Raw genomic sequence first — 24475 nt, forward strand, 5'->3', positions numbered from 1 at the left:
GCTTCCAGGAAGGAGGCGACGTATCCAGACCATGCCGGACTCATGAAAAATTTCTTCACTTCGTTGAATGCTGCCGCCAGGCAGGGTAATCGCCCAAATTTGACTGCGGCGATCGGCTCAACCGTGGCGCGCCAGGTGTTTGCCAGCGCTTTGTATTTTACAAGCCTGTGGATCACCACTCGCGCTCTCGGCCCCCAGCAGAATGGCGTGCTGGCCACATTATTGTTACTGCCTCAGACCCTGTTTGCCTTCCTGAATCTCGGTATCGGGCCGAGCCACGTGTATCACCTCAGCAGTGGCCTTGGCAACCACGGCAGCATGCGGGTCACCAACTGGGCGCTTGCCGCCGCCTTGTGGGCCGTTGTCGCGCTGATACTTGCATTGTGTGGCGCACCTTTGATTGCCCGCGTGCTGCCCGGCATCGGCAAGCAGGAGGCGTTGATGGCCAGTTTGCTGTTTCCCACGATGTTGTTGGCGGCGTGGTCGTCGGCGCTGATCCAGGGCCAGCGTGATTATCGAAGTTACAACCTGACGCTCCTGGTGCAGCCACTCGTCTTTTGCGCGGCCATCCTGCTGCTGCGCAGCTTCGGTGCAATTACCCCCGTCACCGTGATCAGCTGCACCATACTCAGTCAGCTGTCCTTGTGGTGCGCCAGCGAGCGCCGCATCAGCCGCTTCGGCGCGCCAGCGGAAGCGCAACATCGCTTTGCCGATGCCCTGCGTTTCGGCTTGCGTGCACACGTCAGCAACGTCATCACCTTCCTCAATTATCGCCTGGCGCTGTATCTCGTCAGCTTCATGCTAGGTGCCAGCGCGGCAGGCACGTACGCGTTGTCAGTACAGCTTGCCGAAGTATTCTGGCTGGTGTCGGGTGCCGCTGCCATGATCGTATTTCCCGAATCTGCAGCCAAGGGGCGTACCCCGGCGCAATTGCAGCGCATGATCGAGCAGGTGGCGCTCACTGTCGTGCTGATTACCGGAAGCGGTGCACTGCTCGCGGGCATGCTTGCGCCGCTCGCCATTCCGTGGATTTTCGGCCAGGACTATGTTGGCAGTGTGCTGCCGTTCGTGACCTTGTTACCTGGGGTTGTGCTGTGGAGCTACATGAGCGTGATTTCGAATTCGCTCGCCGGAATGGGGTGCCAAGGCGTCAATATCGGCGGCGCTTTGCTCTGTCTGACAATTAATATTGTTGGTGATCTCTTTGCCATTCCACGGTGGGGCGTCCAAGGAGCCGCGTTGGCCTCGACGATTGCGTTTTCCTGCACTGCGCTGTTCACGGTCATTGCTTACAAGAGGATCATGGTCGCCAAGGTGCAGGCGGTGCCGATATGAAAACCAACAACCTTTTGATGGTCACCACTGGCTATCCGTACGGCCAGGGCGAGTCTTTTGTAGCCGCAGAGCTCGCTTATATGGGGCAAACCTTTGATACGGTAACGTTGGTACCTTGTTTCTTTACGCCCGACAAACCGCCGCGTGACGTCGCCTACGCTGTCGATCTTGCGTATGCAAGGGCGCGCTGGGGGGGCGGTCGGGTGTTTCACGTCATCAAATCGTTTGTCGAAGGCCTTTGGCGCTATCAATGGCTTGGTGAAGCGGGCTACATTTTAAGGCATGCCCATCGCTTGGAAAATCTGAAAGAGCTCGCGCGTACGCTGTACCGTGCGCGCCTTTTTGAACGATTTCTCGAACAGCAACAGGCCGCCGGCAAGCATTACGACCTCGTGTATTTTTACTGGATCGTGCCTGAAATCGCCGGCGCCCTGTCATTTAGACAGCGGTCCCAAGTCGGTGAAATCCATCGATCAACCATCGTCGCGCGTGCCCACGGAGGTGATTTGTACGAGGAGCGCCGTCCGGGGGGATACGCGGGCCTCACGGACGTCATTACAACTGGGCTTGATGCCGTGTTTTGTATTTCAGAACACGGCAAGGGCTATCTCATACGAAAGTATCCTAGCTTGGTGCAGCGTTTTCATCTGGCGCGGCTAGGTGTTGATGATCCGGGCTTTGTCAGTCCCCAGCCTGAGGACGATGCCTTGTCCATCCTGTCATGTTCATTCATGGTTCCGGGCAAGCGACTACACTTGATCATCGACGCGATCGCTGTGTTGCTGACGCAGAATCCTGATTTGTCGATACGATGGACCCACATTGGTGACGGCGAACTGTTTCAGCAATTACAGGCGCAGGTGGCCCGGGTTCTCGATGGACGGCGTGTCGAAGTCATTTTCAAAGGCTATATGCAGCAGTCGGATGTGGTCGCCTTCTATCGCGAGAGCGCCTTCGATGTCATCATCAATGTCAGTGATTGCGAAGGCATCCCTGTCAGTCTGATGGAAGCAAGTTCAGCCGGGATTCCCATGATCGCCACCGATGTCGGTGGCAGTGGCGAAATTGTCAATGCGGACAATGGCGTGCTCATTCACGAAGATGCCGATGCCTCCACCATTGCAGCAGCCCTGCTGAAATTTTATGACAGGCGCCTTGCTGCAGCGTACCGAGTGCGCGCGCTCGCGTACTGGCAAACCCATTTCAACGCGCAGACCAACTATGGTCAATTCGGTCAGGCGCTGCATCGCAGCATGGAGCACCTGTGAGCCAGTTAATCGCCGCCAAGCTTGGTTCTCGCTATGCGTTTCTGGCATTACTGGGGACTTTGTTCCTGCTGTTCACGCCGTTCGAGCAATCAGGGCCGCATCCGACCATGTTTCCAAAGTATTTGGCCGCTGGCGCCGGCATGTGCATGATGGCGCCACTGATCGTGCTCAAACCTGCGACCATCCGCATGGCGGCGGTGTTGATGACCATCGCCGTCATGAGCGTGGTGCTGCACACGATATTCATCAAACCCGTGCCATCCCAGTTCACTTTACTTATATTGGCCAATGGTGCGCTCGCGCTGATGTTGTTTGAGGCGAGCTACAGCTGGCGGCGCGAGTTCGTCAGCGCGGTCGCTTTTCTGCTGATCATAAATGCCCTGTTTATCGCCATCCAGGCTTTGATGTTTTACGTGGTCACGCACAGCATTTTCGATTTCCACAAAGTATTGTTTGGTTCTGACAGCAGATTCGCCGAGGACTATCTGAACATCGCGCGGTTTTCCGGCATCCAGGTTGAACCAGGCACCTACGCCAACTACATGGCTTGTTTGACCGCAGTCCTCTTGTTGTCGTCCGACTTCAGCGCGAAAATACTGTGGATTGCGTTTGTCGCGGTGTTATCGATCTTCTTGACCAACTCGGGCTCGTCCGTCTATTTTGTGCCGGTGTTAGTTGCCCTGATGGCTTATCTGTGGCGCAGCAGGATACGCATGAGCCACTTGCTCATATTGGCGGCAGCAATTTTCGCCTATCTTTTTTTCTCCGGCGTGCTGACCCATCTCGAAGACCGCTTTTTTGAGCACGAGGACGGCAGCTTGTCACACCGCGTCGAAGGTATGCATGCCTATATGACGCAGAGTCTTGAAGAAAAAATGTTCGGTGTTGGCTTTGGTTCGGATCCGTGTGTGCGTTGCTACTACCAGGACATCGGCGTCACATTCAACCTTGTCACCCGCGGCGGCGCTGTCGTCACGCTAGCATTGCTACTGCTACTGGCGCGTTCAGTGGCGGTAAATGGCTTGATACTTTCGACCATTCTATTTCTGATTCCGCTGAACGAGAAAATGTTTTTTTACGAAGCGCCGATCTGGCTTTTATTGATGCTGGCGGCGACGCGATTGCGCGGCCGAGCGGTGCCGGCAATGGTCGCCGCGCCAGTTGCGCGGTTCCAGGCCGCCCCTCTAAATCCAAAGCGTTCAGCATGAAAATGAATACTGTTTTTCGCGCGTTTGAGCGCAAGCTCGATGGCGCAGACTAGTCCACACCGATTCCCGCACCTTGCTGCGTAGCTGGAAGGTGAACATCGACGTAAGATCGCATCAATGCGGCTAATTTCACGATTCGTCGGGGGTGATCGAACGGATCCCCATGATTCGCCGACTTCTCGTTTTTATTTGGTCGACAAGGCCTCGCATTCAACCAAATGAGGTGTTGCGCCAGCGTACTTTATCAACTGAGCTCAGCGACGGTTTGCGGGTGTCGGGGTGATTTGGGCGCGGATAGCGGTACTCGTTAGTGATCGCAGTATTGGAATGCCAGCCCTGGCCTAGTCAATCATTTCGGCGGCCTTGCTCGCGCCTCCTGACAACCCTGTGCAGCATCGCGTTGTCTGGCATGGCACCCTATGCGGCCTCCTTGAATCGTTCTTAAATTCCCAGTCGGGATGATCACCTACCCGCTCACTGAGATAGACGCGCACGAGTGCCCAGGAGCAATGTCACACTCTGCATGTCGCTAGGAAAAGCATGCCTCCTGCGAGCGTTCTCGTAGGGTTGCGGCCGGAGAAATCACGCTGGTTGCCAGGCTCGGCGGCATGGCTAAGTACCCATGGAAAATTATATTGAATTCATTGCGAACAGAAACGGGGGCGAAGCCAGGGGGCCACCGCTAGCAGTGCTGTCACTGCGAGCGGTGGGCACGGCCCCATCGCGCCGTTTATGGAAGCTAGAAATCATCATGATCTCGTCGCTAGTACTTAACTCTAGCTCGGGTAGATTTCATCGATGGCCGTGTCAGACTGGCGTTGCGGTGATCCAGCCAGTTCCCGCTCCAGGCAGGTGACGATGTGCTTAGCCGCATTGCCATCGCCGTAGGGCGCGACCGACTGGCCGCGCGTGCCTATCGCGGCGCGCAGGGCGAGCAAGATCGCTGCCGCACTGGTCGGTGGCGCCAGGCGGTTCCAGCCAGCATCCACCAGTTCGGTCCATTCGGTTTCATCGCGCAAGGTGACACAGGGAACCTGGTGGAAAAATGCCTCTTTTTGCACGCCGCCTGAATCGGTGGCGATCAGTGCTGCGTATTTCTCCAGTTGCACCATGTCGCGGTAGCCGAGGGGGGCAATTAACAGCACCGCTGCGGCGAGGCTGTCGAGTGCACCCAATCCCCGTAGCGTCTGGCGCGTGCGTGGGTGGAGCGGAAAGATGACGGGCAATTCGCGCCCCAAGGCAATCAGCGCAGCGCAAATCGCGCGCAGGCGATCGGCATGGTTGGTGCTTTCGGCGCGGTGGATGGTGGCCAGGCAGTAAGCGCCAGCAGTGATGCCATGCTCCCGCGACAGCGCACCGAGGAGCGCGCCGTCCGGGTCGCAGCGAGCGCCATGGCGGCGTGCGACATCGAACATGACGTCACCGACAGAATGGATGCGTGAATGTGGCACCCCTTCACTGGCCAGTTGCGCAGCGGCGCTGGCGGTGGGGACAAACAGCCACCGGCTGATGCGGTCGGTCAGGATCCGGTTAATTTCTTCCGGCATTGCCATGTTGAATGAACGCAGGCCCGCTTCGACATGTGCCACGGGAATGCCGAGCTTGACGGCCGCAAGCGCACCAGCCAGCGTGGAATTGGTGTCGCCATACACGAGGACGGCGTCAGGCGCCTCGGCAAGCAGAATCTGTTCGATACTGATCAGCATGCGGCCTGTCATCGCACCATGGGAACCGCCATGGATGCTGCAGCTGTAATCAGGCTTGCGCATGCGGAACTCATTAAAAAACACGTCGGACATATTGGCGTCGAAATGCTGGCCCGTGTGAACGACCACTTCGCGTAGGCAGGCCGATTGACCCAGCGCCGCTGATACGACACTGGCTTTGATGAATTGCGGCCGTGCGCCGATGACGGTGAGGATTTTGTACGTGCGCATCAAATACTCCTATGGGCTTTTACCAGATCAGCGACTGGTACAGCCGCGCAAGGTTTTCCTTCGTGTTTTCTATCCAGTTCGTTTCAAACTGGCGCGGATGCGTGAGCAGATAGATGCGGGCATGGCGCCCCAGCGCATCGCGCGGCGTGGTCGGATAAAAATATTGTGGATGAGGGCGGTCGGAAATATAGATATCAGTATTGTTCATCAACACCGCATCGTATGCTTCACAAGTGATGCCGCACATGGTCCGCAGGGCGGCGTCGCCGAGAATGATGGTGTTGTGCAGCTTTAAACGCCGGTTGGCGAAATCACCATGACTTGCCACGGTCGTCATTTTGCTGCCCAGCGTGCGCTCGATCGACAGGAAATTGGAGGCGAACTCTTCCTTGATTTCCGGCAGCCGAGACATCACGTCGGTGGGCCGCTTGATGCGATGGCGTTTTGCGAAGGTGGCCAGTTCTTCATAGTGATAACTGGCTTCGCCGCCGTACTCTTCGATCTCGTGCATCAGCCGAAAATCCAGGGTGGACAGCCTGAAGTAAAAACTGGACCTTACCTGGTGGCGCTTCTCGATTTCAAATAGCTTGCGGGCGGTGCGTAGATCGGTGTCAATATCGTGCCGGTGCACCAAGGTGCGGGCATGAGCGTGTGCACGCTGGGGCAAGCCGCGCACGAATTCCCGTACCGATATTTGCGCGTAGCCGGCGTCGGCGGCGGCCACGATTGCCGACTCGTGCTTTGCAAGCTGGGACGGCATGGCATAGTCGCTGTAGAGTCGGTCGATCAGTGTTTTCATTGGAGGCGATAACGAGCACGGTAGGGGGAAAACCCCAGCGCGGTTTTGAATAACTTCAAGCCCGGACTGGCCTTAAAATACGTGTCGTACATCAGAAATTCGACTTCGTCATTCTCGATCATGGTGCAGACGATTTCACTGACCATCAAATGCATGATGCCATCGTTGTTGCGTACGCCGATTATCCGGTTAAATGCGGCGAAATTGCCCCAAACGCCGACTTCGCCGTAGGCCACCAAGTGGCCCGTCACATCGAGGGTGCCGAAATATTTGTAGTTGGGGTCGGGGACATAATGGTGCTGCTTGCTCAGGTAAGAATCCGACATGGGTTTGCCCTGACGCACCTCGACCGATGTGTTGATGTGGTGAATATCATCGATATAGTGGTTGCGGTCGATTTCGGTCACGCGGTAACCGCGTGCTCGCGCGCGTCGCGCGTGGTGTTCGGCGGAATTGCGCCCCTTGATCGTCTGCAGATACTCGGCGCCCGTCTGGAATCGGGTCAGATCTACCAGCGCCGCGCCCAGCGTCTTGTTGCCGCACAACAAAAAGCGGGGGTGGCGTTTTGTAAAATGTTTGAATATGCGTTCGACGTTTGCGGGATCCCTGGCAAGCTGAAATTCCAGGTGTGCCGTGGGTAGTCGGGACAGAGATCGTGCAAGTTCAAGCAGCGACGCGAATTTTTTTCGCATTGGCGATGGCTCCGTAAAAGTCAATGAGACGGGTGGCCTGTGCCGCCCAGTTGTAACTGGCGAGGATGGCGCGACGCCCGTTGGCCCCCATTTCGCGGGCGACCTGTGGATGGCTAACCAAATAGTCGATCGCATCGGCAATTGCTTGCGGGTCAAGCGGGTCAACGCACAGCCCGCAGCGCTCGCCATGAATGATCGATTGCCATAGCGGAAAATTTGAGGCGATAACGGGGATGCCGGCAGCCATGTACTCAAACATCTTGACCGGCAGTGCGTCCAGATAATTGCTGATCGGATGCAAGGTGACCAGACCGGCGACTGCGCGCGCCATCACGCGTCGCACGCCGCCGCGGTCAAGATGGCCGTGCCGAATGACCCGCTGCCATCCGGGCAGGCCGGTGATTTCACTCTCCAGTTTCGATTCGGAAAAATTACCTGCCAGGCTAAGCCGCGTCGGCGTTCTCATCAGCTCGCAAGCCTGCACAAGTTGACGAATCCCGCGCGTGGCGCCGATGCCGCCTACATAGCAAACTTCCGGGGACTTATCGATCCAACTGGCGCTGGCGTCAAACTCCGAGGGCAGTGGATAATTGTTGACGTCGACAGTGCCGGGATGAATCAACAGGAATTTATCGCGGATGCTCGGTGTTGCCGCCACGATCCCATCGAGCTTCGCGCAAGCACGTTGCTCGAACTGGGAATAGGCCAAGGACACCAGCTTGCGCGCCGGTGTTGGAAGGTAAGGTTTGTTGAGCAATTGTTTGGGGACGTCTTCGTGGGCATCGAAGATCACCACTTTCCCCATGCGTTTGAGGCGCAGTCCTACCGGGATTAACTCCGGATCGTGCAAATGATAGATATCACCGTCGAGCGCCAGCGCGCGACGGTAAACCTGATAGGTGGTACGCAGCATGCGCTGCAAGCGCCCTTGAGGGCGTCCCACATCGGTGATGGTTATGCCATCCAACACATCTTCGCCTAGGCCGTCTGCGACCACCAGGGTGACCCGGTAGGCATGGTCGGCCAGCGTACGGCATTGCTTGACAAAGATGCGGGTGTCACCCCGTCCATGCACCGAGGTCAGATGCACGACCTTGACGGCGCGGTATGTTGAATTCAGCATAGGGCATCAGCCGGTTCGCCGGGCAGTTCGACGCGGGCTGCCCGTAGCAGGGAAAACGCGACCTCGTCGATCTGATCGGCCGACATGTAGGCACCCATCGGCACGCTCAAAACGTGCTCGGCCAGGTCGCAGGCGACGGGGCAGGGATCGGTGGCCAGGTGCACATACGCCGGTTGGCGGTGAATCGGCACCGGATAATGCACGGCAGTGGGGATGCCGGCCGCCATCAATTCTGCCTGTACGCGCTCGCGTTCATTCACAATCACGGTGTACTGGGCAAATGCGCTGTGGCGGTCCGGTGCGCGACTGACGCGACCCAGGCGTCCCGACAGCAGCGCATCGTAGCGGGCGGCCAGCCGGGTGCGCTGCTCCAGTTCCCATTCAAAACGCTCCAGCTTGGCCAACACCACCGCGCATTGCAGGGTATCCATGCGGCCGCCTACTCCGATGCGGGTGTGCACGTACCGCCGCGATTGTCCGTGCACGCGGATTTCACGCATCGCCCGCGCCAGTTCCGGATCGCCGGTGAAAATTGCGCCGCCGTCGCCGTAGCATCCCAAGGGTTTGCTGGGGAAGAAGCTCGTACATCCGATGGTCGACAGATTGCAGCTGCGCTTGCCCCTGTAGCTTGCGCCGAAGCTCTGTGCTGCATCTTCGATGACGACGAGGCCGTGGCGGGTCGCGATAGCGTTTATTTCTTCCATGTCTGCTGGCTGGCCGAATAGCGAGACCGGCAGGATGGCGCGCGTGCGTGCGGTAATTTTTTCCTCGATGAGGGTGGGATCGATGTTGCAGGTAGTGGCGTCGACATCGACAAATACCGGCCTCGCGCCGACCAGTACAATGGCCTCGGCAGTAGCGATGAAGGAAAACGGGGTGGTGATGACTTCGTCGTCGGCGCCAATACCGAGCGCCATGAGCGCGATGATCAGTGCCTCCGTTCCCGAAGAGACCGTGATGCATTCGCGGGCGCCTGTGAAGCGGGCAAGGCGCTGCTCGAGTTCGCCCACTTCGGGGCCCATGATGTATTGGCCATGGTCGAGGACGTCGTGGATGCGCTGGTCGATCAGCGCGCGTGCCGCCTGATACTGCGATTTAAGATCGATGAATTCCATGATGTGTGTGCTTTCTTCCAGGGGGCAGGGACGGGGAATCAGGCGGCGCTGGTGGCCGATGAGGTCGCTAATGCAGGGTCCTGTAGCTGGCACCGGCCGCCGCGCAGTAGATAGACGTCGCCCGTGTGCGGGCAAACGGCGCTACCGTCGGGCGAGAACGAGAGCCGCTCGCCGTGCCGCCCGATCCAGCCAATCTGACGTGCCGGTACCCCGGCCATCAGGGCGAAATCGGCAACGTCGCGGTTGACGACGGCGCCGGCGGCAACCAGGGCATAGTGGCCGATGGTAACGCCGCATACCACCGTGCAGTTGGCGCCAAGAGTGGCGCCACGGCGGACCCGGGTGGGACGGTATTCCTGCTTGCGCGTGACGGCTGCGCGCGGATTGTAGACATTGGTAAATACCATGCTGGGGCCGCAGAACACATCGTCTTCCAGCACCACGGCGTCATAGACTGAGACGTTGTTCTGGATTTTGACCCGTTCGCCAATGACGACGTCGTTGCCGACGAAGACATTCTGTCCTAGCGAGCAGTCGGCGCCGATCCGGGCGCCACCACACACATGCGAAAAGTGCCAGACCCGGGTTGCCGAGCCGAGCACGGCGCCGGCATCGACGATGGCCGTGGGGTGAATGAGGGCGGCCATCTCAGTACTCCAGCGGCAGAGCGATACGCTTGCCGTCGCGTGCCGACATGTAGGCGGCGACCAGCACTTCGAGTGACTTGAGCCCTTCGCGGCCATCCGTTTCCGGTTCGGCCTGGCCGCGCAGGGTACGGATTACATTGTCGTAGTACAAGGGATGGCCGAAGCCGTAGACGGAGGTAGTCTGGTAGCTGGCCTGTTCAACCCCGGCGTCATCGGGGTCGGGCCGGGCAAACTCCCACTGCTGTACCTGATTGACGGCGACCCCGCCGATGCGCACCGTGCCGTGTTCTCCCAGAATGGTGATCGAGCCTTCCAGGTTGCGCGGGTAGGTGAGCATGGTGACGTTCATCGAACCGAGAGCGCCGTTGCGCCAGCGGATGGAGAGCACCCCCGTGTCCTCGACCTCGATGTCGCGCGCCAGCGTGGCGGTGTAGGCTTGCAGGCTCTCGACCGGGCCGATCAGCCAGTCGATCAGGTCGACGTAATGACTGGCCTGGTTCATGAAGGCGCCGCCATCGTACTCCCAGGTGCCACGCCACTTGGCGCTGTTGTAATACGCGTCGGGGCGGGTCCAGAACACGTTGAGATTGACCATGTAGATGCGGCCGAAGCGCTTCTTCTCCATCGCGCTTTTAAGCAGTTGCAGGGTGGCGTTGCGGCGGTTCTGCTTGACCACGAACAGGCGCACGCCTGCCCTGTCGCAGGCGCCGACCATGCGCTTGCCATCTTCCCAGCGGGTTGCCATGGGCTTTTCGGTGATGACGTGGCGGCCGGCACCAGCGATCTGGCAGGTTTGTTCGGCGTGCAGGCCTGAAGGCGTGCAGACAATGACGGCGTCGGCGTCGCAGTCTGCCAGCATGGCGGCCAATGTGGCGAAGGGGCGGGCACCTGTCGCCGAAGCCGCTTCGGCAAGCCGGCCGGGGTCGATGTCGCAGACGCCGACCAGTTCGCAACGGTCCCGATGCTCGGCGATAGCGCCAAAATGGTTCTGGGCGATGCGGCCGCAGCCAATGAGGGCGAAGCGGATTTTACGATCCAGTATGGCTGGGGGGAAGTTACGCATGACGGACTCCTCAGGCCTTGACGACGTTCGGCAGGGCTTCGCCATAGACGCCGCGGGTATCGACGATCAGGCGGGCGTGCTGGGCGATCAAGGCGTAGTCGAAGGCACTGTGGCTGGTGGCGATCAGTACCAGGTCATACGAGGCGATGCTGTGGGCCGTCAGGGTGACGCTCGTCAGGTCGAAGTGGTGCTCGCGCATGCGCGGGAAGGTCGGTACATGGGGATCGGAGTAATCGACCAGCGCGCCTTTTGCACGCAGGATTTCCATTAGCTCGACGGAGGGCGATTCGCGCATGTCTTCGACATCCTGCTTGTAGGCAATGCCCAGAACCAGCACGCGGCTGCCCTTGACGGAACGCGAACGGGCGTTGAGGGCTTCGGCCAGTTTTCCCACCACCCAGTGCGGCATGTCGCTGTTGATTTCGCCGGCCAGTTCGATGAAGCGGGTATGCAAGCCGTACTGTCGGGCTTTCCAGGTCAGATAGAATGGATCGATGGGAATGCAGTGACCGCCCAGTCCCGGACCCGGATAGTAGGCGGTGAACCCGAAGGGCTTGGTGGCGGCGGCGCGGATTACTTCGTGGATGTCGATATTCATCTTGTCGGCGATGATTTTCATTTCGTTGACCAGGCCGATATTGACTGCGCGGTGAATATTTTCCAGCAGCTTGGTCAGTTCGGCAGCACGGGTCGAGCTGACCGGAACCACCCGGTCGATGGCTGGGCCATACAGCGCCAGGCCGGCCTGCAGACAGGCTGGCGTCGAGCCACCGCACACCTTGGGAATGGTGCGGGTTTCAAAGCGGGGATTACCCGGATCTTCGCGCTCGGGCGAGAACACGAGGAATACATCGCCGCCAACGGTGAAGCCGCGCGATTCCAGGCGTGGCCGCAATTCTTCCTCGGTGGTGCCGGGATAGGTGGTGCTCTCGAGCGACAGTATCTGGCCTGCACGCATATGCGGCAGCAGGGCGTCGATGGTGCCCAGTACGAAAGACAGGTCCGGCTCGCGGTACGGATTCAAGGGGGTCGGCACGCAAATGATGAGGGCATCGGCCTCGCCGGCGCGGCGAAAATCGCTACTCGCTTCAAACCCGGCATCGCGTGCCGCCGCCACCTGCGCACAATGGATATGGGCGATATAACTGGCGCCGGCATTGAGTCGTTCGACCTTGGTTTCATCGATGTCGATGCCAAGCACTTTGAACCCGATCGCCGCGTAACGCAAGGTGAGGGGCAAGCCGACGTAGCCGAGGCCGACGATGCCGATGACGGCGCTACGATCGGCGAATTTGGCTTGCAGATGTTGTAAATGATCACTAACAATGACGTCACGCATATTGATCGCCTCCATGGGCTGTTTCGTGGGTGTATAAAAAATGATATTCAGATGCGGAAGGCGGCCAGTCGCTTTAATAGCGGTTGCCGAGATAATTCGGGGGGCGCCAAAGCCGGTGATGGATCCGGCTGCCTTTGCGGCGTGTATTCCGCCACAATGGCTCGAACCATCGATTCGATCATGGCGCGGTCATTGGTATCGCAGGCCATCATCAGACAGGTTATATATGTTTCGAGAATGCCCGGACGGAGCGCATTTTCTTTCATTCGCATAATGCGTGGATGCTCGCTCGGAAATACTTCTCCATCGGTCAGTAATTCTTCATGGAGCTTCTCTCCGGCGAATAAGCCGACATATTTGATGGCAATATCACCGTCGGGATTAGTCGGGGTCTTTTCTTTTAGGCCGGACATCACAATCAAGGTACGCGCCAGGTCGGCAATGCGAACGGGGTCGCCCATGTCGAGCACAAACACGTCGCCACCCTCGGCCATGGCGCCAGCCTGGATGACCAGTTGGGCCGCTTCGGTGATCAGCATGAAGTAACGCGAGACATCCGGATGGGTAATGGTCAGTGGACCGCCGTGGGCAATCTGGCGCTGAAACAAGGGGATCACCGACCCCGACGAGCCGAGCACATTGCCAAAACGCACCATGCAAAATGTCGTGTGCGTGGCAAACCGTGCCGCGGCGGCTTGAAAAAGCATTTCGGCAATCCGTTTACTGGCGCCCATGATGTTGGTGGGACGCACCGCCTTGTCGCTGGAAATGAGCACGCAGGTGTCCACCTTGAACCGTTCCGCGGCGGTGGCGATGATCTGGGCGCCCAGTACATTGTTGCGCAAACCCTCGACGATATTCGCTTCGACCAGCGGTACATGCTTGTAGGCGGCGGCGTGGTAGATGGTGTGGATATGGTCGCGCCGCAAGATACGTTCAACCAGGTTGGTATTGCAGACCGAGCCCAGGTGCGCCTCGATGGCAATGCCGGGAAAGCGCGTTTGCAGTTCCTGGCGCACGGTGTACAAAGCGAATTCAGAGTGATCGAGCAAGTGCAGGCATTTCGGTGCCAGGGTGACGATCTGACGGCACAGTTCACTGCCGATTGAGCCGCCGGCGCCGGTGACGAGGACGGTTTTGCCCCGCACGCAACGACTGAACAGGTCGACCCGCGGCGGTACCGGTGCGCGGCCCAGCAGGTCCTCGAATTTCAAGGCGCGGATCGATGCCGGATTGGCGCGGCCGTGGTCGGCCAGGTCGACCAGGCGACTGAGGATTTTGGTGGTGACCCCCGCATCGGCCAGGCGCTGGACGATTTCGCGCAACCGGGCCGGCGAGACCGAGGGCAGGGCGATCACGACGGAGCGGATGCACATGGCGTTGACCATTTCCACCAGCCGATCGGTGTGAAATACCCGCAGGCCCGCGATGGTGCGTTCGTTCAGGACATGCTTTTCGTCGAAGAAGCATACGGGCCGGTATTCATTGCTGGTGCGCATGGTCAAGGCAAGGCTGGCGCCCGATTCGCCCGCGCCGTAGATGGCGACGGTATCGCCGGGCGGGGGGCTCATCAGGTTGCGCAGGAAATTGCGCACCATGATGCGCGAGGCCACCACGTAAGAAAACACGATGAACCAGTAGATGGCCAGTACGCTGCGGGGAAATTTTTCGTCGTTGAGGGCAAATAGTACGATATAGACACAGATGGCGGCGATGGCGAGGGTCAATCCGGTGACGCCCAGCATGCGCTGGTCGATGAAGCGGATCACCGCGCGGTACAGGTCGGACATGGAAAATGCCAGAACGGTAACCACCGCGACCAGCACATAGGACATGAGGCCGTAGTGGCTGGCCAGACTCAGGTCGCCAACTCGCAGCAGCATGGCGATGAGGATGCAAAACGGCAGCGCGAGTAAATCGGCGACCACCATGATTGCTATTTTTGTTCCGCGGTGCATTGCAACCATGTCGGCGCAAAATTGACGCATTGTCTGGACGGAAATGCCGGTCATGGTGATTCCTATTCGTAATTTCTCATTAGCGCCGGGAAGCCCGAATGGGTTTCGATGCTTATGCCTGTCGAATTATTATTGATTTTATTTCCTGCGGTAGATTTGAGAATCCTCAATTCATAATGGAGGCAATAATTGATTGGGGAAATTGATAATATTTCGCAAGCATGTGCGGTGGACCATTATTGCTGTTGGTAATTATTGATATTAATCATTGTTAAATATTTTCTTCTTGTTCGATTGTTTTTGCTGGGACGATTTTTGGTCCGAAAACGGCGTCGAGATCAGCCTCACGTCGTCATCCCGTTCCAAGATCCGCAGCGGCGCTCACGGCGCTCACGTCGACCACGGGCGCGCTGCGCCAGGAGGTAAACCGTTTATCTGCAACGCGCGAAAAAAAGCGTCGCTGCGTGCGGCACCGAACAGTTGTTCCGGGACGGTGCCCTTTAAGATGGTGGCGTGTGAGTGACGTCCCGAACGGTCGACGAACCCCTCAGCAGGTAAGCCGGTCGCCTCAAGGACCGGCACCAGACTCTCGCCAGTGCGCTGCGCTGGCCTCACATGCGGCAACGGAGGCTTTATGTTCACCATGATTCATCCCCCCAAGCAGGCCGTGCGTGCCTGGCTCGAGCAGCGCAAGCGCGCCGGTTCGCCACCGCCGACGCCGGAAGAAATCCGCCGGCAACTGGGATGGGGAATGATGATGCCGGATTTTAAATTGGCCCCCAGTCGCGGGCGCGGCTGACCTGGCCGATCCCTGGCCGCTCCGGGTGCGGACATCGTCAGCACCGGCGCGGCATACCGACAACACGCCAACAGGAACCTCTCCATGAGCAAGCACATCGGCAACAAGGACGAAGCCCTCCCGGGCGGCAAAGCGGGAAAGAAGGAAATCAGGCGGATCAACAAGGCGCGCGAAGTGATCAGGCAAGCCATCGCCCAAGCCTGCTTCCGCAACCAGCTCAAGAATCAGCCCGACGAGCTGGCACTGCCACCCGCCTGAGCGTCGCGGCCGTATCAACAAGCCCACCCCGGCAACGCGGTGGGCTTGTTGCATTCGTGCCCCGACCTTTCCAGCGCACCCGTGCTCGCGGGCGTTTCGCCATTCACCGACACTTGGCTGCACTTGGCCGATTTGCGCTTTGACCGCGCGAAAAGTCGCGTTAAGGTATGCCTATCTGAGAATGGAGGCCGGAATGGACAGCAACCAAGCGTATCAATGGCGAAAACAATTGTTATGGGGACTACTGTTGATCGGCATCGGCGGCGCCTTGCTGGCCGACCAGCTCGGCTACGTCAAGCTCTACGAACTGTGGCATTACTGGCCGTGGGTGCTGGTGGTCGTGGGCGTGATCAAGATGATCGGCTATCCGACCGCCCGGGAGTTTATCGGCGGCCTGTGGTCGGTGGTGATCGGGGTGTGGCTGTTTGCCAATTTTGAGCACCTGTTTGGCCTGTATTTCGACAACAGCTGGCCCTTTCTCATCATCGCCTGGGGCATCATCCTGATCCTCAAGCCGTTCGTCCGCGATCGCCTGGCTGCCAACAGCGTCGTCAATCCGCATTTGAAGGAGCCACTGCCATGAACACCGAACTGCCACGCAAGAATGTGTCGCGCCAGGTGATCCTGGGTGTGCTGGTGATCTGCATGGGGACGCTGTTCCTGGTCGAGAACATGGGCTTGTTCGATTTTCGCCAGGCGCTGCAGTTCTGGCCGCTGGCCTTCATCGTCGCCGGTGTCCTCAAGCTGGTCGACAGCCGGCGCGCCGAAGGCTATCTGCTTGGCGCCGTGCTGGTCGGCGTGGGCGTCATGATGATCCTCGGTCGGCTTGGCCTGGTCCATTTCAGCTGGGCGATGGTGTGGCCGGTGCTGCTGATGGCGCTGGGCGCCATGCTGCTGTACCGGGCAGCGAGCGGACGTCGCCCGGCGGACGACCCCAAGTCGCTGGCGTCGGGCGACGCTACCGTCGATGTCTGCGCCATCCTGGGCGGCTTCGAGCGGCGCATCAGCACGCCGACGTTTCGCGGCGGCGAAGTGAGCGCCATCATGGGCGGTTGCGCGCTGGACCTGCGCAACAGTTCGATCGACCCGAACCAGGGCGAGGCCGTCATCAATGTGTTCGCCGTGTGGGGTGGCGTGACCCTCAAGGTGCCGCCTGACTGGACCGTGATCTTGCAGGGCACCCCCATCATGGGCGGCTTCGAGGAGAAGACGGTGATGCCGGCGGACGCCGGCAAGCGCCTGATCGTGCGCGGTTACGCCATCATGGGCGGCGTGGAAGTGAGGAACTGATGACCGCGCCGACGGCAGGGGCCGTGTTCGGCCGCTATGGCCTGGTGCTGCTGATTCCCGCGTGGGTGCTGGTGGCCCATGTGCTCGCCCTGCTGACCCGTTTTGCCTGTGACACGGGCTGGACCAACAGCATTTTGCTGGTCCTGCCGGCCACATTGCTGTATGCGTTTGCCTGCAGCTTCTCGACCTATTATATGTGCCGCGCCTGGCCGCTGGGCCAGCGGCGCGGTCTGTCGATCGTCGCCGTGTTCGCCACCGGCGCCGTGCTGGCCGGCGCGGGATGGAGCGCGCTGGCGGCACTGTGGAATGCCGTTCTGCTCTCGTTCGGCGTCGACTGGGCCGGCGTGGCGGCGGCGCGGCCGGCGCTGGCGCTGATGTTCGCCAGCGCCGCGATCCTGTTCGGCCTGGCGGCGCTGGGCCATTACCTTGCCATCGAACTGGCCCGCGTGCGTGAGTCGGAGCGGCGCGCGCTGGACGCGCGCCTGATGGCGCAGGACGCCCAGTTGCGCATGCTGCGCGCGCAGATCGATCCGCATTTTCTCTTCAACAGTCTCAATTCGATCAGCGCGCTCACTGGCATCGATCCGCAAGGCGCGCGCGCGATGACGATCAAGCTGGCCGATTTTTTTCGCCAGACCCTGTGCATGGAAGCTGACCGCAAGGTCACGCTGGAGGCCGAACTGGCCCTGACGCTCGATTTTCTGGCGATCGAACAGGTGCGCTTCGGCGAGCGGTTGGCGATCGAGCACGCGGTGTCGGCGGCGGCGGCGCGCTGCCTGTTGCTGCCGATGATCTTGCAGCCGCTGGTGGAAAACGCCGTCAAGCACGGCATCGGCAATTTGCGCGAAGGGGGCGTGGTGCGCGTGCAGGCAGAGCGCATTGGCTCGCAGTTGCGGCTGCTGGTGGAGAACGACATCGATGGCGCCGGCGCCACCCAGGCGGCGCGCGCGCCGGGCGGTGGCATGGGGCTGCAAAACGTGCGCCAGCGCCTGGCGGCGGCCTACAGCGAACAGGCGGCCGTGCACTGGGGGGTGCAGGCAAACATGTTCCGGGTCGAGCTGATCCTGCCGGCACAAACGCCGCAGTTGCACGAAGCTGGCGCAGCGCAGGAGGCGCCATGCGCGTGATCATTGTCGATGACGAGGCGCTGGCGCGCGCGTTGCTGCGCGAGTACCTGGCGGCGCACCCTGATATCGACATCGTCGCCGAATGCCGCGACGGTTTCGAGGCGGTCAAGGCGATCGCCGAACTGGCGCCCGACCTGGTGCTGCTCGACATCCAGATGCCGCAAATGAGCGGCTTCGAGGTGCTGGCCCTGGCTGGCGGCGCCACCCGTTATTTGTTCGTCACCGCCTTCGACCAGCATGCCGTCAAGGCGTTCGAGGTGCGCGCCGTCGATTACCTGCTCAAGCCGTTCAGCCAGCAGCGCTTCGACACGGCGCTGGCCAATGCGCGCGCCGCCGTCACACCGGTCGAGCGCATCGACGCCGTCGTGCGCGACGCCCAGGCCAGCGCTGCGCCGCTCGAGCGCCTGCTGATCCGCGACGGCGCCCGCGTGCACGTGCTGGCGACGGGCGACATCGAGGTGATCGAAGCGCAGGACGATTACATAGAAATCAGCGCCGGCGGCAAGCGCTGGCTGAAGAACCAGCGCCTGGCGGAGCTTGAAGCACAACTCGATCCGCGCCGCCACGTGCGGGTGCATCGCTCGTGGATCGTCAGCCTGGCCAAGCTGCTGCGCATTGAAGCGCACGGCAAGGACAGCCATGTCTGCGTCATGGCCGATGGCCGCGTCGTGCCGGTCAGCCGCAGCGGTTACCAGAAGCTGCGCGAGCTATTGGCCTGATCTGGCCGCGTTCAGTCCCCACCAGCGCGGTAGCAGCGCCTGCACCTCGGGCTGGGCGAAGCGGTCGTCGATCAGGTACACCACGCCGCGGTCGCCATCGGTGCGGATGACCCGGCCAGCTGCCTGCACCACCTTCTGGATGCCGGGGTACAGATAAGTGTAGTCGTAGCCGGCGCCGAAGCTGGCCTGCAGGCGCTGGCGCACCTGTTCGTTGATGGGGTTCATTTGCGGCAGGCCGAGGGTGGCGATGAAGGCGCCGATCAGGCGTGCGCCGGGCAGGTCAATGCCTTCGCCAAACGCGCCGCCCAGCACGGCGAAGCCGACGCCGCGGCCATCGACGGCGAAGCGGGCCAGGAAGTCCGCCCGGGCCGCTTCGTCCATGCGGCGTTGCTGGCGCCACTGGGGCAGCTCGGGAAAGCGCACGGCGAGCTCCTGGGCCACCTGTTCGAGATAGTCGAAGCTGCTGAAGAACGCCAGGTAGTTACCCGGTTGCTCGGCGAACTGGCGCGCCACCAGCGCGGCGATCGGCGCCACCGAGCGGGCCCGATGCTGGAAGCGCGTCGAGATGCGCTCGACGACGCGCACCTGCAAATGGGTGGTGGAAAATGGCGACTCGACGTCGATGAAGGCGGTATCGGGCGGCATGCCGAGGGCATCGCTGTAATAGTGCCAGGGACTGAGGGTGGCGGAAAACAGCGCGCTGGCATGGGCGAAGGCGAAGCGGGGCTTGAGAAACGGCGCCGGCACGATGTTACGGATGCACAGGGTCGTGCCATCGGCGCCACTGTCGCGGGCGACGTCGAACAGCGAGTGGGCGCCGAACGATTCGGCCAGCCGGCCAAACTGCAGGGCGTCGAAATAAAACCGCTGCAGGGCCGGCGCGGGCGGCTCCGGCTGCCCGGCGATGTAGTCGGTGATGTCGCTGGCGGCGCCCTGCAAGCCGGTGAGCAGTTTTTCCGGTAGCTCGGGCAGCACCTGGTAGGGGGCGCTGGCGGTCTTGTCGAGCGCCGACCAGGCACGCCCAACCCGGTCGAGCGCCTTGCGGATCGCCGCCGGCGCCACTGCGCGGGCGGCGCGCAGTGCTGTGCGCGTGAGTTCGCCGGTGTACATCGAGCGCGCCCGCGCGACCAGGTTGTGGGCCTCGTCGACCAGGATGCTCACGCGCCAGCCGTTGGCGGTGGCCAGCGCGTACAGCATGGCGCCGCTGTCGTAATAATAATTGTAGTCGCCGACGATGACATCGCTCCAGCGTGCCATCTCGCTGCCCAAATAGTACGGACAGATGTCATGGGCGAGGGCGGTGGCGCGCACGGTGGCGCGGTCGAGTACCGGCAAGGCGGCCGCGGCTTGCCGCGCCGCCGGCAGGCGGTCGTAGAAGCCGCGCGCCAGCGGGCAGGAGTCGCCGTGGCAGCTCTTGTCGGGGTGTTCGCAGGCCTTGTCGCGGGCCACCAGTTCGAGCACCCGCAGGGGCTGGCCGGGAGTGGCGATGGTGTGCAGGGCGTCGAGCGCCAACTGGCGGCCCGGGCTCTTCGCCGACAGGAAGAACACCTTGTCGATCTGGTGCGCCGGGGCGGCCTTGAGAACGGGGAACAGGGTGCCGACGGTCTTGCCGATGCCGGTCGGTGCCTGCGCCAGCACGCAACGCCCGCTGCTGTTGGCGCGGAAGATGGTCTCGGACAGGTGGCGCTGGCCGGGGCGGAAGGCGGGATGGGGAAACGCCAGCGCGGTCAGGGCGGCGTCGCGCGCCTGGCGGTGCGCCAGTTCGCTGGCGGCCCAGGCGGAGAAGCGCTCGCACAGCCGGGCAAAGTCGGTGGCCAGTTCGGCCGCGCTGGCATGCTCGCGCAGCACGGTTTCACTGTGGCTGCCGATATCGAAATACACCAGCGCCAGCTCGAGCTGCGCGAGGCCGCGCTGCTGGCACAGCAGGTGGCCGTAGACGCGCAGCTGGGCCCAGTGCAGGTGGCGGTGGCGCGCCGGCATGCTCTCCAGGCGCCCCCGGTAGGTCTTGATCTCTTCCAGCAGGTTCTGCTGCGCATCGTAGCCGTCGGCGCGCCCGCGCACCAGCAAGGGGCCGTGACGACCGGCCAGCGTGACTTCGGTTTCGTAGCCGGCGCCGCGACCGCGGGTGACGACGGCGTGGCCGGCGATGCCTTCCTGCGCGGTGGGCGAGGGCGTAAAGCGCAGGTCGAGGTCGCCCGTCTTGGCGGTAAATTCGCACAATGCGCGCACGGCGACGACGTAGCTGGCGGCGGCGCTGTCCTCAGCCATCGGCAAGCCCGGCCGACGGCGCCGCCCACGCCAGGTAGCACACCGCCACCGGCAACTGGTGCAGGGCGCAGTAGTCAAGCCAGCGCAGCTGGTTGTCCTGCAGGCGGTCGCCCGGGCCTTTTACTTCGATCATGCGGTAGCGCCGCTGGGCCGGCCAGAACTGGATCAGGTCGGGAAAGCCGCTGCGGTTGGCCTGCAGGTCGAGCAGCATGCGCTCGAACAGGCGCTTGAGGTGCTGCGGGGCGATGCAGGCCAGCGCCATCTCGAGCAGGGCGCCATCGAGCCATTCCCAGCTGACGAAGGGCGAGGCGATGCCGTGCCTGGTGCGGAAATTGGCGCGCATGGTGGCCAGGTAGGCGTCGCTGTCGAGTTCTTCCAGGCAGGCGGCGAACTGGCCGGCGCGGCGGGCGACGAAATCGGCACTGTACAAATCGACCGGGCCCCGGTGAAACGGGTGAAAGAAGGCGCCCGGGACGGCGCAGAAAATGGCACGCCAGCATAGCAGGCCGAACAGGGCGTTGATCAGCGCATTTTCGACATACAGCACGGGCGCCTCACTGCTGGCGAGGTGTTCGCGCACCACCCCCTCGACCCAGCAGTCGGGGCCCGGCCGCGGCAGGCACAGATCGATGCGCAGGGGCGGCGGCGCCTTGGTCGCGCGGCTTGTCGGCAGGCCCAGTTGGCGGGTCAGGCGCGGCGCGATACGCAGCAACTGCTGGCGCTCGGCCTCGCCCTCGGGCGCGCGCAGGGCCCCTTTGAGCAACTGGTGGGCGGCGCCGTACTGGCGGGTTTTTTCCAGCACCCGCACGGCGCGCACGCGTGCACCGGGAAAACGGCAGGCCTCGTACACGGGCAGGGCGGCATCGAAATCCTGGTCTTTTTCCAGTTGACCGGCCAGTTGGAACAGCAATCGCTGGCGGCGGCTGTCGAGCCACTGGTTGTCGCCAGACGCCGTTGGCAGCCGCGCCAGGATCACGTGCGGCGACACCCCCGCGCGCAAGTCGTCCCTGGCCTGATGCAGTGCGATGTAGTGATCGACGTCGGCACTGCTGCGAAACCCCCGCGAGGCGGGCGAGATATCGACCTGCTCGTAGCGTACCAGGCCCAGGTCGGACAAGATCAGTTCGGTCCAATCCTGGCGAAAGTTACCGAAAAAAATCAGGCGCAGGCGCTCGCACACGGGTTTGACGGTTACCTTGAGCAAGCTGTCGCCGGCGCAGGGGCTAGCAGCGAGCCAGGCGGAAAAGCGCCTGGGCGCTTCATATTGCGCCCGCATGGCGGCGAGCTGATCGGATTTACGCGTCGGCTTGGCCCCGGCCAGGGCAAATACCTGGCCCACTTCCCCCTTCGAGCACAGACCGAACAGCTCGTCGATCGAGACCAGCGGATCGGCTTCGAGCCAGCCCCGGGCCAACAGGGGGCCGCTGGCGGCGATGGCGCAGCCAATTTCATCATAGTTGAGCTTGCTGACCCGAAACAGCGTGCCCTTTCGCATGATCATGCGCACCAACAAGGCCCGCGCTGGCTGGGGCAGTGCGGCGAAGCACGCCAGGAAATCGCCTTCGTCGGCCGACAGCAAATCGCTGTAGCGTGCACCGATCCAGTCGAGCACGCGCTGGAAATTGTCGAGGTAATACAGGGGATGGGCCGCGCCTGCCCCAGGAGAGCTGGCGTGATCGGGGCGCGGGCGATCGACGGAAAAATCCAGGGCCTCGGCCAAGGACGGCGGCAAGGCGCGCAATGCTGTACTGTGCATGCGTACAGTATATCGCAGCCGGCCCCGCGCTCCCAGTGAAATTCTCCGGCAGCGCGCCTGGCGCTTTATTCGCCCGCGTGAAGGAGCGCGGGCAGTGGGCCGGCCATCGTGCACTTCTTGTCAGTCTTGCATTTCTCTTCGGCGCGCGCCCGCTCGGCACGGTGGCGGGGCGCATGAATCAGGATCGCCGAGAGCAGGGCGACGTCGTTATCGATGGCAGCATCGGCGCCCTTGCCGGCGACCGGCGGCGCCAGGTTGACGCGTGGCCCGTGGGCGCTGCCCGCCTTCGCGGCAACGGTGGGCGCCGAGCGGGCCGGGGGCGGCGTAGCGGTGGGGCGGTGCGGTGCGCGCGCGGGGGGCGCGGCGGGCGCCTTTTCGACGACGTCGGCCAGCATTGGCAAGACAGGAATCGGCTCGAGCGAGGTCGGGTCGGGTGGCGCCTCGACTTGCCTGGCGACGGGCGCCTCGCGGGCAGTGTCGAGCGCCGCTTCCGGCTTGGCGCTTGCCGGCGGCTCCACCGGGGTGGGCGTCACCACCACCACCTGGGCCTCGCGGCGCTCCTGCAGTTTGTCCTGGGTCAGGCCGATGAGCAGCCACACCAGCGCCGCCGTGGCCAGCACGCCGGCCAGCGCCGCTGCCCGGGCCGGGCCGGACCAGGTCCCGCGCCCGCCGTTGCCGCCGCTACGCTCGAGACGCGCCAGGATGTTGTCACCATTGCCAGCCGGCCGCCGCGTTGCTGACATGAAACTGGGGCGTGTGGATGGCGTTTGATGTTCGTCTGTAGGGCGCACAATATTACTCCTAAGATTGGCCTTCGTATTCCGATTAGAAACAAATCCGGGAGAGGTCATGCTGATCTTGATCGCACTTGCGTATTTTATTTTGGCCTGCAGCGCCATCTGGATGGTGCTGTTTCCAGCAGGCAGGCAGTTTGCAGGGCAAGTGGTGGGCGCAGTGGGCCGCTGGCGCCTGCCCCGCTGGCGCCTGCCCCCGCTGGCGGGCGCCGCGCGCTGGTGGCGCCGCCAGCGCAAGTGGCTGGCGCGCCACCGCGCCTTGAGCGCCAGCGCCGCCGCGCTGGTGCTGGTGCCGACGCTACTGGCGATCGGCTTGAGCCATCCTGGCATGTTGCCCGGCTTCGAGAGCAGCCGCGCCGTGCCGGACGCCCAGATCGCCGCCCTGCTCGAAGGCGAGCGCCTGTCGCCGCCGGCCGCCTTGCCGCCGCTGGCCTTCACCACCGTCGAAGTGACGCTGGTGCGGCCGATGCTGGTCGACGCCAGCCGCAACTGGCAGCTGCTCCAGCCTGATTTCAGCCAGCGCCTGCTGATGGCGTTCAAGATCATGAAGGACCGCCACGGCTACGAGATGGCGCTGCTGGAAGGCTATCGCAGCCCGGCCCGGCAAAACCTGCTCGCCAGCATGGGCAGCAGCGTCACCAATGCGGGCGCCTTCCAGAGCTGGCATCAATATGGTCTTGCGGCCGACTGCGCGTTCTGGCGCGACGGCAAGCTGATCATTTCCGAGAAGGATCCGTGGGCCATGCGCGGTTACCAGTTGTATGGCGAAGTGGCCGAATCACTGGGCCTGACCTGGGGCGGGCGATGGACCATGATGGATTTTGGTCATGCCGAACTGCGGATGAAGGGCGTGATGCGCAAATAGGGCTTGCGATTTCTCAAGCGTTGGAACGCGCCGTGGCGGGCCACGGCGGGCGGCGGCGTGCCCCAGCGGCGCGGGTCTTGTCCTGCCGCAAATTTGGCCCCGCGCAACGATGCCA

22 protein-coding genes are annotated in these 24475 nt (G+C 62.0%); 10 read left to right on the forward strand and 12 right to left on the reverse strand.

The genetic code is table 11. The annotated features are described in order from the left end of the window. Positions 1 to 42: 42 nt before the first annotated feature. From ACP7EY_RS15575 to ACP7EY_RS15585, 3 genes are read left to right on the forward strand one after another with little or no spacing between them, the layout of a single operon-like run. The gene (locus ACP7EY_RS15575; protein ID WP_426195138.1) at positions 43 to 1335 is read left to right on the forward strand and encodes a lipopolysaccharide biosynthesis protein; all 1293 of its coding nucleotides are present in this window, start codon (positions 43 to 45) and stop codon (positions 1333 to 1335) included. Next, on the forward strand, positions 1332 to 2603 hold the full coding sequence (locus tag ACP7EY_RS15580) for a glycosyltransferase (RefSeq protein ID WP_426195140.1): 1272 nt from the start codon (positions 1332 to 1334) through the stop codon (positions 2601 to 2603). The genes ACP7EY_RS15575 and ACP7EY_RS15580 overlap by 4 nt, the downstream gene beginning before the upstream one ends. Then, the gene (locus ACP7EY_RS15585) at positions 2600 to 3811 is read left to right on the forward strand and encodes a hypothetical protein (protein ID WP_426195142.1); all 1212 of its coding nucleotides are present in this window, start codon (positions 2600 to 2602) and stop codon (positions 3809 to 3811) included. The genes ACP7EY_RS15580 and ACP7EY_RS15585 overlap by 4 nt, the downstream gene beginning before the upstream one ends. 776 nt (positions 3812 to 4587) lie before the next feature. On the opposite strand, the gene wecB is transcribed toward ACP7EY_RS15585, so the two are convergent. Genes wecB through ACP7EY_RS15630 form a run of 9 tightly spaced genes read right to left on the reverse strand, consistent with a single transcriptional unit; the run spans position 4588 to position 14538 of the window. Beyond that, positions 4588 to 5748, reverse strand: coding sequence for a non-hydrolyzing UDP-N-acetylglucosamine 2-epimerase (wecB, locus tag ACP7EY_RS15590; protein ID WP_426195144.1), 1161 nt, complete (start codon positions 5746 to 5748; stop codon positions 4588 to 4590). Positions 5749 to 5767: 19 nt separating this feature from the next. After that, entirely contained in the window at positions 5768 to 6547 is a 780-nt protein-coding gene (locus ACP7EY_RS15595; RefSeq protein ID WP_426195146.1) for a hypothetical protein, read from the reverse strand. Next, positions 6544 to 7239, reverse strand: a complete 696-nt coding sequence (locus ACP7EY_RS15600) for a hypothetical protein (protein ID WP_426195148.1) — start codon at positions 7237 to 7239, stop codon at positions 6544 to 6546. The genes ACP7EY_RS15595 and ACP7EY_RS15600 overlap by 4 nt, the downstream gene beginning before the upstream one ends. Next, positions 7211 to 8362 carry a glycosyltransferase family 4 protein gene (locus ACP7EY_RS15605; protein ID WP_426195150.1) on the reverse strand — a complete coding sequence of 384 codons (1152 nt, stop codon included), beginning with the start codon at positions 8360 to 8362 and terminating at the stop codon, positions 7211 to 7213. Before ACP7EY_RS15605 ends, ACP7EY_RS15600 begins: the two co-directional genes overlap by 29 nt. Next, positions 8356 to 9477 carry a DegT/DnrJ/EryC1/StrS family aminotransferase gene (locus ACP7EY_RS15610; RefSeq protein ID WP_426195152.1) on the reverse strand — a complete coding sequence of 374 codons (1122 nt, stop codon included), beginning with the start codon at positions 9475 to 9477 and terminating at the stop codon, positions 8356 to 8358. Before ACP7EY_RS15610 ends, ACP7EY_RS15605 begins: the two co-directional genes overlap by 7 nt. Positions 9478 to 9515: 38 nt before the next feature. Further along, positions 9516 to 10124 (reverse strand): acyltransferase, encoded by a 609-nt coding sequence (locus tag ACP7EY_RS15615; protein ID WP_426195153.1) that lies wholly within the window; start codon positions 10122 to 10124, stop codon positions 9516 to 9518. A gap of 1 nt (position 10125) precedes the next feature. Beyond that, positions 10126 to 11187, reverse strand: a complete 1062-nt coding sequence (locus ACP7EY_RS15620) for a Gfo/Idh/MocA family protein (protein ID WP_426195155.1) — start codon at positions 11185 to 11187, stop codon at positions 10126 to 10128. Positions 11188 to 11197: 10 nt separating this feature from the next. Next, positions 11198 to 12541 carry a nucleotide sugar dehydrogenase gene (locus ACP7EY_RS15625; RefSeq protein WP_426195157.1) on the reverse strand — a complete coding sequence of 448 codons (1344 nt, stop codon included), beginning with the start codon at positions 12539 to 12541 and terminating at the stop codon, positions 11198 to 11200. 32 nt (positions 12542 to 12573) lie between these two features. After that, complete coding sequence (locus ACP7EY_RS15630; protein WP_426195159.1) at positions 12574 to 14538, reverse strand: polysaccharide biosynthesis protein; 1965 nt, start codon at positions 14536 to 14538, stop codon at positions 12574 to 12576. 580 nt (positions 14539 to 15118) lie between these two features. On the opposite strand from ACP7EY_RS15630, the gene ACP7EY_RS15635 reads away from it, so the two are divergent. From ACP7EY_RS15635 to ACP7EY_RS15660, 6 genes are all read left to right on the forward strand, one after another. Then, the gene (locus ACP7EY_RS15635; RefSeq protein WP_426195161.1) at positions 15119 to 15283 is read left to right on the forward strand and encodes a hypothetical protein; all 165 of its coding nucleotides are present in this window, start codon (positions 15119 to 15121) and stop codon (positions 15281 to 15283) included. Between the two features lie 84 nt (positions 15284 to 15367). Next, positions 15368 to 15541 carry a hypothetical protein gene (locus ACP7EY_RS15640; protein WP_426195163.1) on the forward strand — a complete coding sequence of 58 codons (174 nt, stop codon included), beginning with the start codon at positions 15368 to 15370 and terminating at the stop codon, positions 15539 to 15541. Positions 15542 to 15734: 193 nt separating this feature from the next. Continuing rightward, positions 15735 to 16124 (forward strand): LiaF transmembrane domain-containing protein, encoded by a 390-nt coding sequence (locus ACP7EY_RS15645; RefSeq protein WP_426195165.1) that lies wholly within the window; start codon positions 15735 to 15737, stop codon positions 16122 to 16124. Further along, positions 16121 to 16831 carry a LiaI-LiaF-like domain-containing protein gene (locus ACP7EY_RS15650; RefSeq protein ID WP_426195167.1) on the forward strand — a complete coding sequence of 237 codons (711 nt, stop codon included), beginning with the start codon at positions 16121 to 16123 and terminating at the stop codon, positions 16829 to 16831. The genes ACP7EY_RS15645 and ACP7EY_RS15650 overlap by 4 nt, the downstream gene beginning before the upstream one ends. Next, entirely contained in the window at positions 16831 to 17958 is a 1128-nt protein-coding gene (locus ACP7EY_RS15655) for a sensor histidine kinase (RefSeq protein WP_426195169.1), read from the forward strand. The genes ACP7EY_RS15650 and ACP7EY_RS15655 overlap by 1 nt, the downstream gene beginning before the upstream one ends. Beyond that, positions 17949 to 18677, forward strand: coding sequence for a LytR/AlgR family response regulator transcription factor (locus ACP7EY_RS15660; protein WP_426195171.1), 729 nt, complete (start codon positions 17949 to 17951; stop codon positions 18675 to 18677). The genes ACP7EY_RS15655 and ACP7EY_RS15660 overlap by 10 nt, the downstream gene beginning before the upstream one ends. On the opposite strand, the gene ACP7EY_RS15665 is transcribed toward ACP7EY_RS15660, so the two are convergent. The 3 genes from ACP7EY_RS15665 to ACP7EY_RS15675 all read right to left on the reverse strand — a co-directional run bounded on the left by ACP7EY_RS15665 (position 18666) and on the right by ACP7EY_RS15675 (position 23444). Beyond that, positions 18666 to 20945: a helicase C-terminal domain-containing protein gene (locus ACP7EY_RS15665; RefSeq protein WP_426195173.1), complete on the reverse strand. Its 2280-nt coding sequence runs from the start codon at positions 20943 to 20945 to the stop codon at positions 18666 to 18668. The genes ACP7EY_RS15660 and ACP7EY_RS15665 overlap by 12 nt on opposite strands. Beyond that, entirely contained in the window at positions 20938 to 22701 is a 1764-nt protein-coding gene (locus ACP7EY_RS15670) for a VRR-NUC domain-containing protein (protein WP_426195174.1), read from the reverse strand. The genes ACP7EY_RS15665 and ACP7EY_RS15670 overlap by 8 nt, the downstream gene beginning before the upstream one ends. Positions 22702 to 22766: 65 nt before the next feature. Then, the gene (locus tag ACP7EY_RS15675; RefSeq protein WP_426195176.1) at positions 22767 to 23444 is read right to left on the reverse strand and encodes a hypothetical protein; all 678 of its coding nucleotides are present in this window, start codon (positions 23442 to 23444) and stop codon (positions 22767 to 22769) included. Positions 23445 to 23550: 106 nt separating this feature from the next. On the opposite strand from ACP7EY_RS15675, the gene ACP7EY_RS15680 reads away from it, so the two are divergent. After that, positions 23551 to 24360, forward strand: coding sequence for a M15 family metallopeptidase (locus ACP7EY_RS15680; protein WP_426195178.1), 810 nt, complete (start codon positions 23551 to 23553; stop codon positions 24358 to 24360). Positions 24361 to 24475 lie beyond the last annotated feature (115 nt).

The organism is Massilia sp. DWR3-1-1 (assembly GCF_049898325.1).
Lineage (GTDB): Bacteria > Pseudomonadota > Gammaproteobacteria > Burkholderiales > Burkholderiaceae_D > JAFCUW01.

What these genes read in the sequence shown, in the direction of transcription:
- ACP7EY_RS15575 (WP_426195138.1), top strand. Translation starts at nt 43, where the DNA reads ATGAAAAATTTCTTCACTTCGTTGAATGCTGCCGCCAGGCAGGGTAAT.
- ACP7EY_RS15580 (WP_426195140.1), top strand. Translation starts at nt 1,332, where the DNA reads ATGAAAACCAACAACCTTTTGATGGTCACCACTGGCTATCCGTACGGC.
- wecB (WP_426195144.1), bottom strand. Translation starts at nt 5,748, where the DNA reads ATGCGCACGTACAAAATCCTCACCGTCATCGGCGCACGGCCGCAATTC.
- ACP7EY_RS15595 (WP_426195146.1), bottom strand. Translation starts at nt 6,547, where the DNA reads ATGAAAACACTGATCGACCGACTCTACAGCGACTATGCCATGCCGTCC.
- ACP7EY_RS15600 (WP_426195148.1), bottom strand. Translation starts at nt 7,239, where the DNA reads ATGCGAAAAAAATTCGCGTCGCTGCTTGAACTTGCACGATCTCTGTCC.
- ACP7EY_RS15605 (WP_426195150.1), bottom strand. Translation starts at nt 8,362, where the DNA reads ATGCTGAATTCAACATACCGCGCCGTCAAGGTCGTGCATCTGACCTCG.
- ACP7EY_RS15610 (WP_426195152.1), bottom strand. Translation starts at nt 9,477, where the DNA reads ATGGAATTCATCGATCTTAAATCGCAGTATCAGGCGGCACGCGCGCTG.
- ACP7EY_RS15615 (WP_426195153.1), bottom strand. Translation starts at nt 10,124, where the DNA reads ATGGCCGCCCTCATTCACCCCACGGCCATCGTCGATGCCGGCGCCGTG.
- ACP7EY_RS15620 (WP_426195155.1), bottom strand. Translation starts at nt 11,187, where the DNA reads ATGCGTAACTTCCCCCCAGCCATACTGGATCGTAAAATCCGCTTCGCC.
- ACP7EY_RS15625 (WP_426195157.1), bottom strand. Translation starts at nt 12,541, where the DNA reads ATGGAGGCGATCAATATGCGTGACGTCATTGTTAGTGATCATTTACAA.
- ACP7EY_RS15630 (WP_426195159.1), bottom strand. Translation starts at nt 14,538, where the DNA reads ATGACCGGCATTTCCGTCCAGACAATGCGTCAATTTTGCGCCGACATG.
- ACP7EY_RS15635 (WP_426195161.1), top strand. Translation starts at nt 15,119, where the DNA reads ATGTTCACCATGATTCATCCCCCCAAGCAGGCCGTGCGTGCCTGGCTC.
- ACP7EY_RS15640 (WP_426195163.1), top strand. Translation starts at nt 15,368, where the DNA reads ATGAGCAAGCACATCGGCAACAAGGACGAAGCCCTCCCGGGCGGCAAA.
- ACP7EY_RS15645 (WP_426195165.1), top strand. Translation starts at nt 15,735, where the DNA reads ATGGACAGCAACCAAGCGTATCAATGGCGAAAACAATTGTTATGGGGA.
- ACP7EY_RS15650 (WP_426195167.1), top strand. Translation starts at nt 16,121, where the DNA reads ATGAACACCGAACTGCCACGCAAGAATGTGTCGCGCCAGGTGATCCTG.
- ACP7EY_RS15655 (WP_426195169.1), top strand. Translation starts at nt 16,831, where the DNA reads ATGACCGCGCCGACGGCAGGGGCCGTGTTCGGCCGCTATGGCCTGGTG.
- ACP7EY_RS15660 (WP_426195171.1), top strand. Translation starts at nt 17,949, where the DNA reads ATGCGCGTGATCATTGTCGATGACGAGGCGCTGGCGCGCGCGTTGCTG.
- ACP7EY_RS15665 (WP_426195173.1), bottom strand. Translation starts at nt 20,945, where the DNA reads ATGGCTGAGGACAGCGCCGCCGCCAGCTACGTCGTCGCCGTGCGCGCA.
- ACP7EY_RS15670 (WP_426195174.1), bottom strand. Translation starts at nt 22,701, where the DNA reads ATGCACAGTACAGCATTGCGCGCCTTGCCGCCGTCCTTGGCCGAGGCC.
- ACP7EY_RS15675 (WP_426195176.1), bottom strand. Translation starts at nt 23,444, where the DNA reads ATGTCAGCAACGCGGCGGCCGGCTGGCAATGGTGACAACATCCTGGCG.
- ACP7EY_RS15680 (WP_426195178.1), top strand. Translation starts at nt 23,551, where the DNA reads ATGCTGATCTTGATCGCACTTGCGTATTTTATTTTGGCCTGCAGCGCC.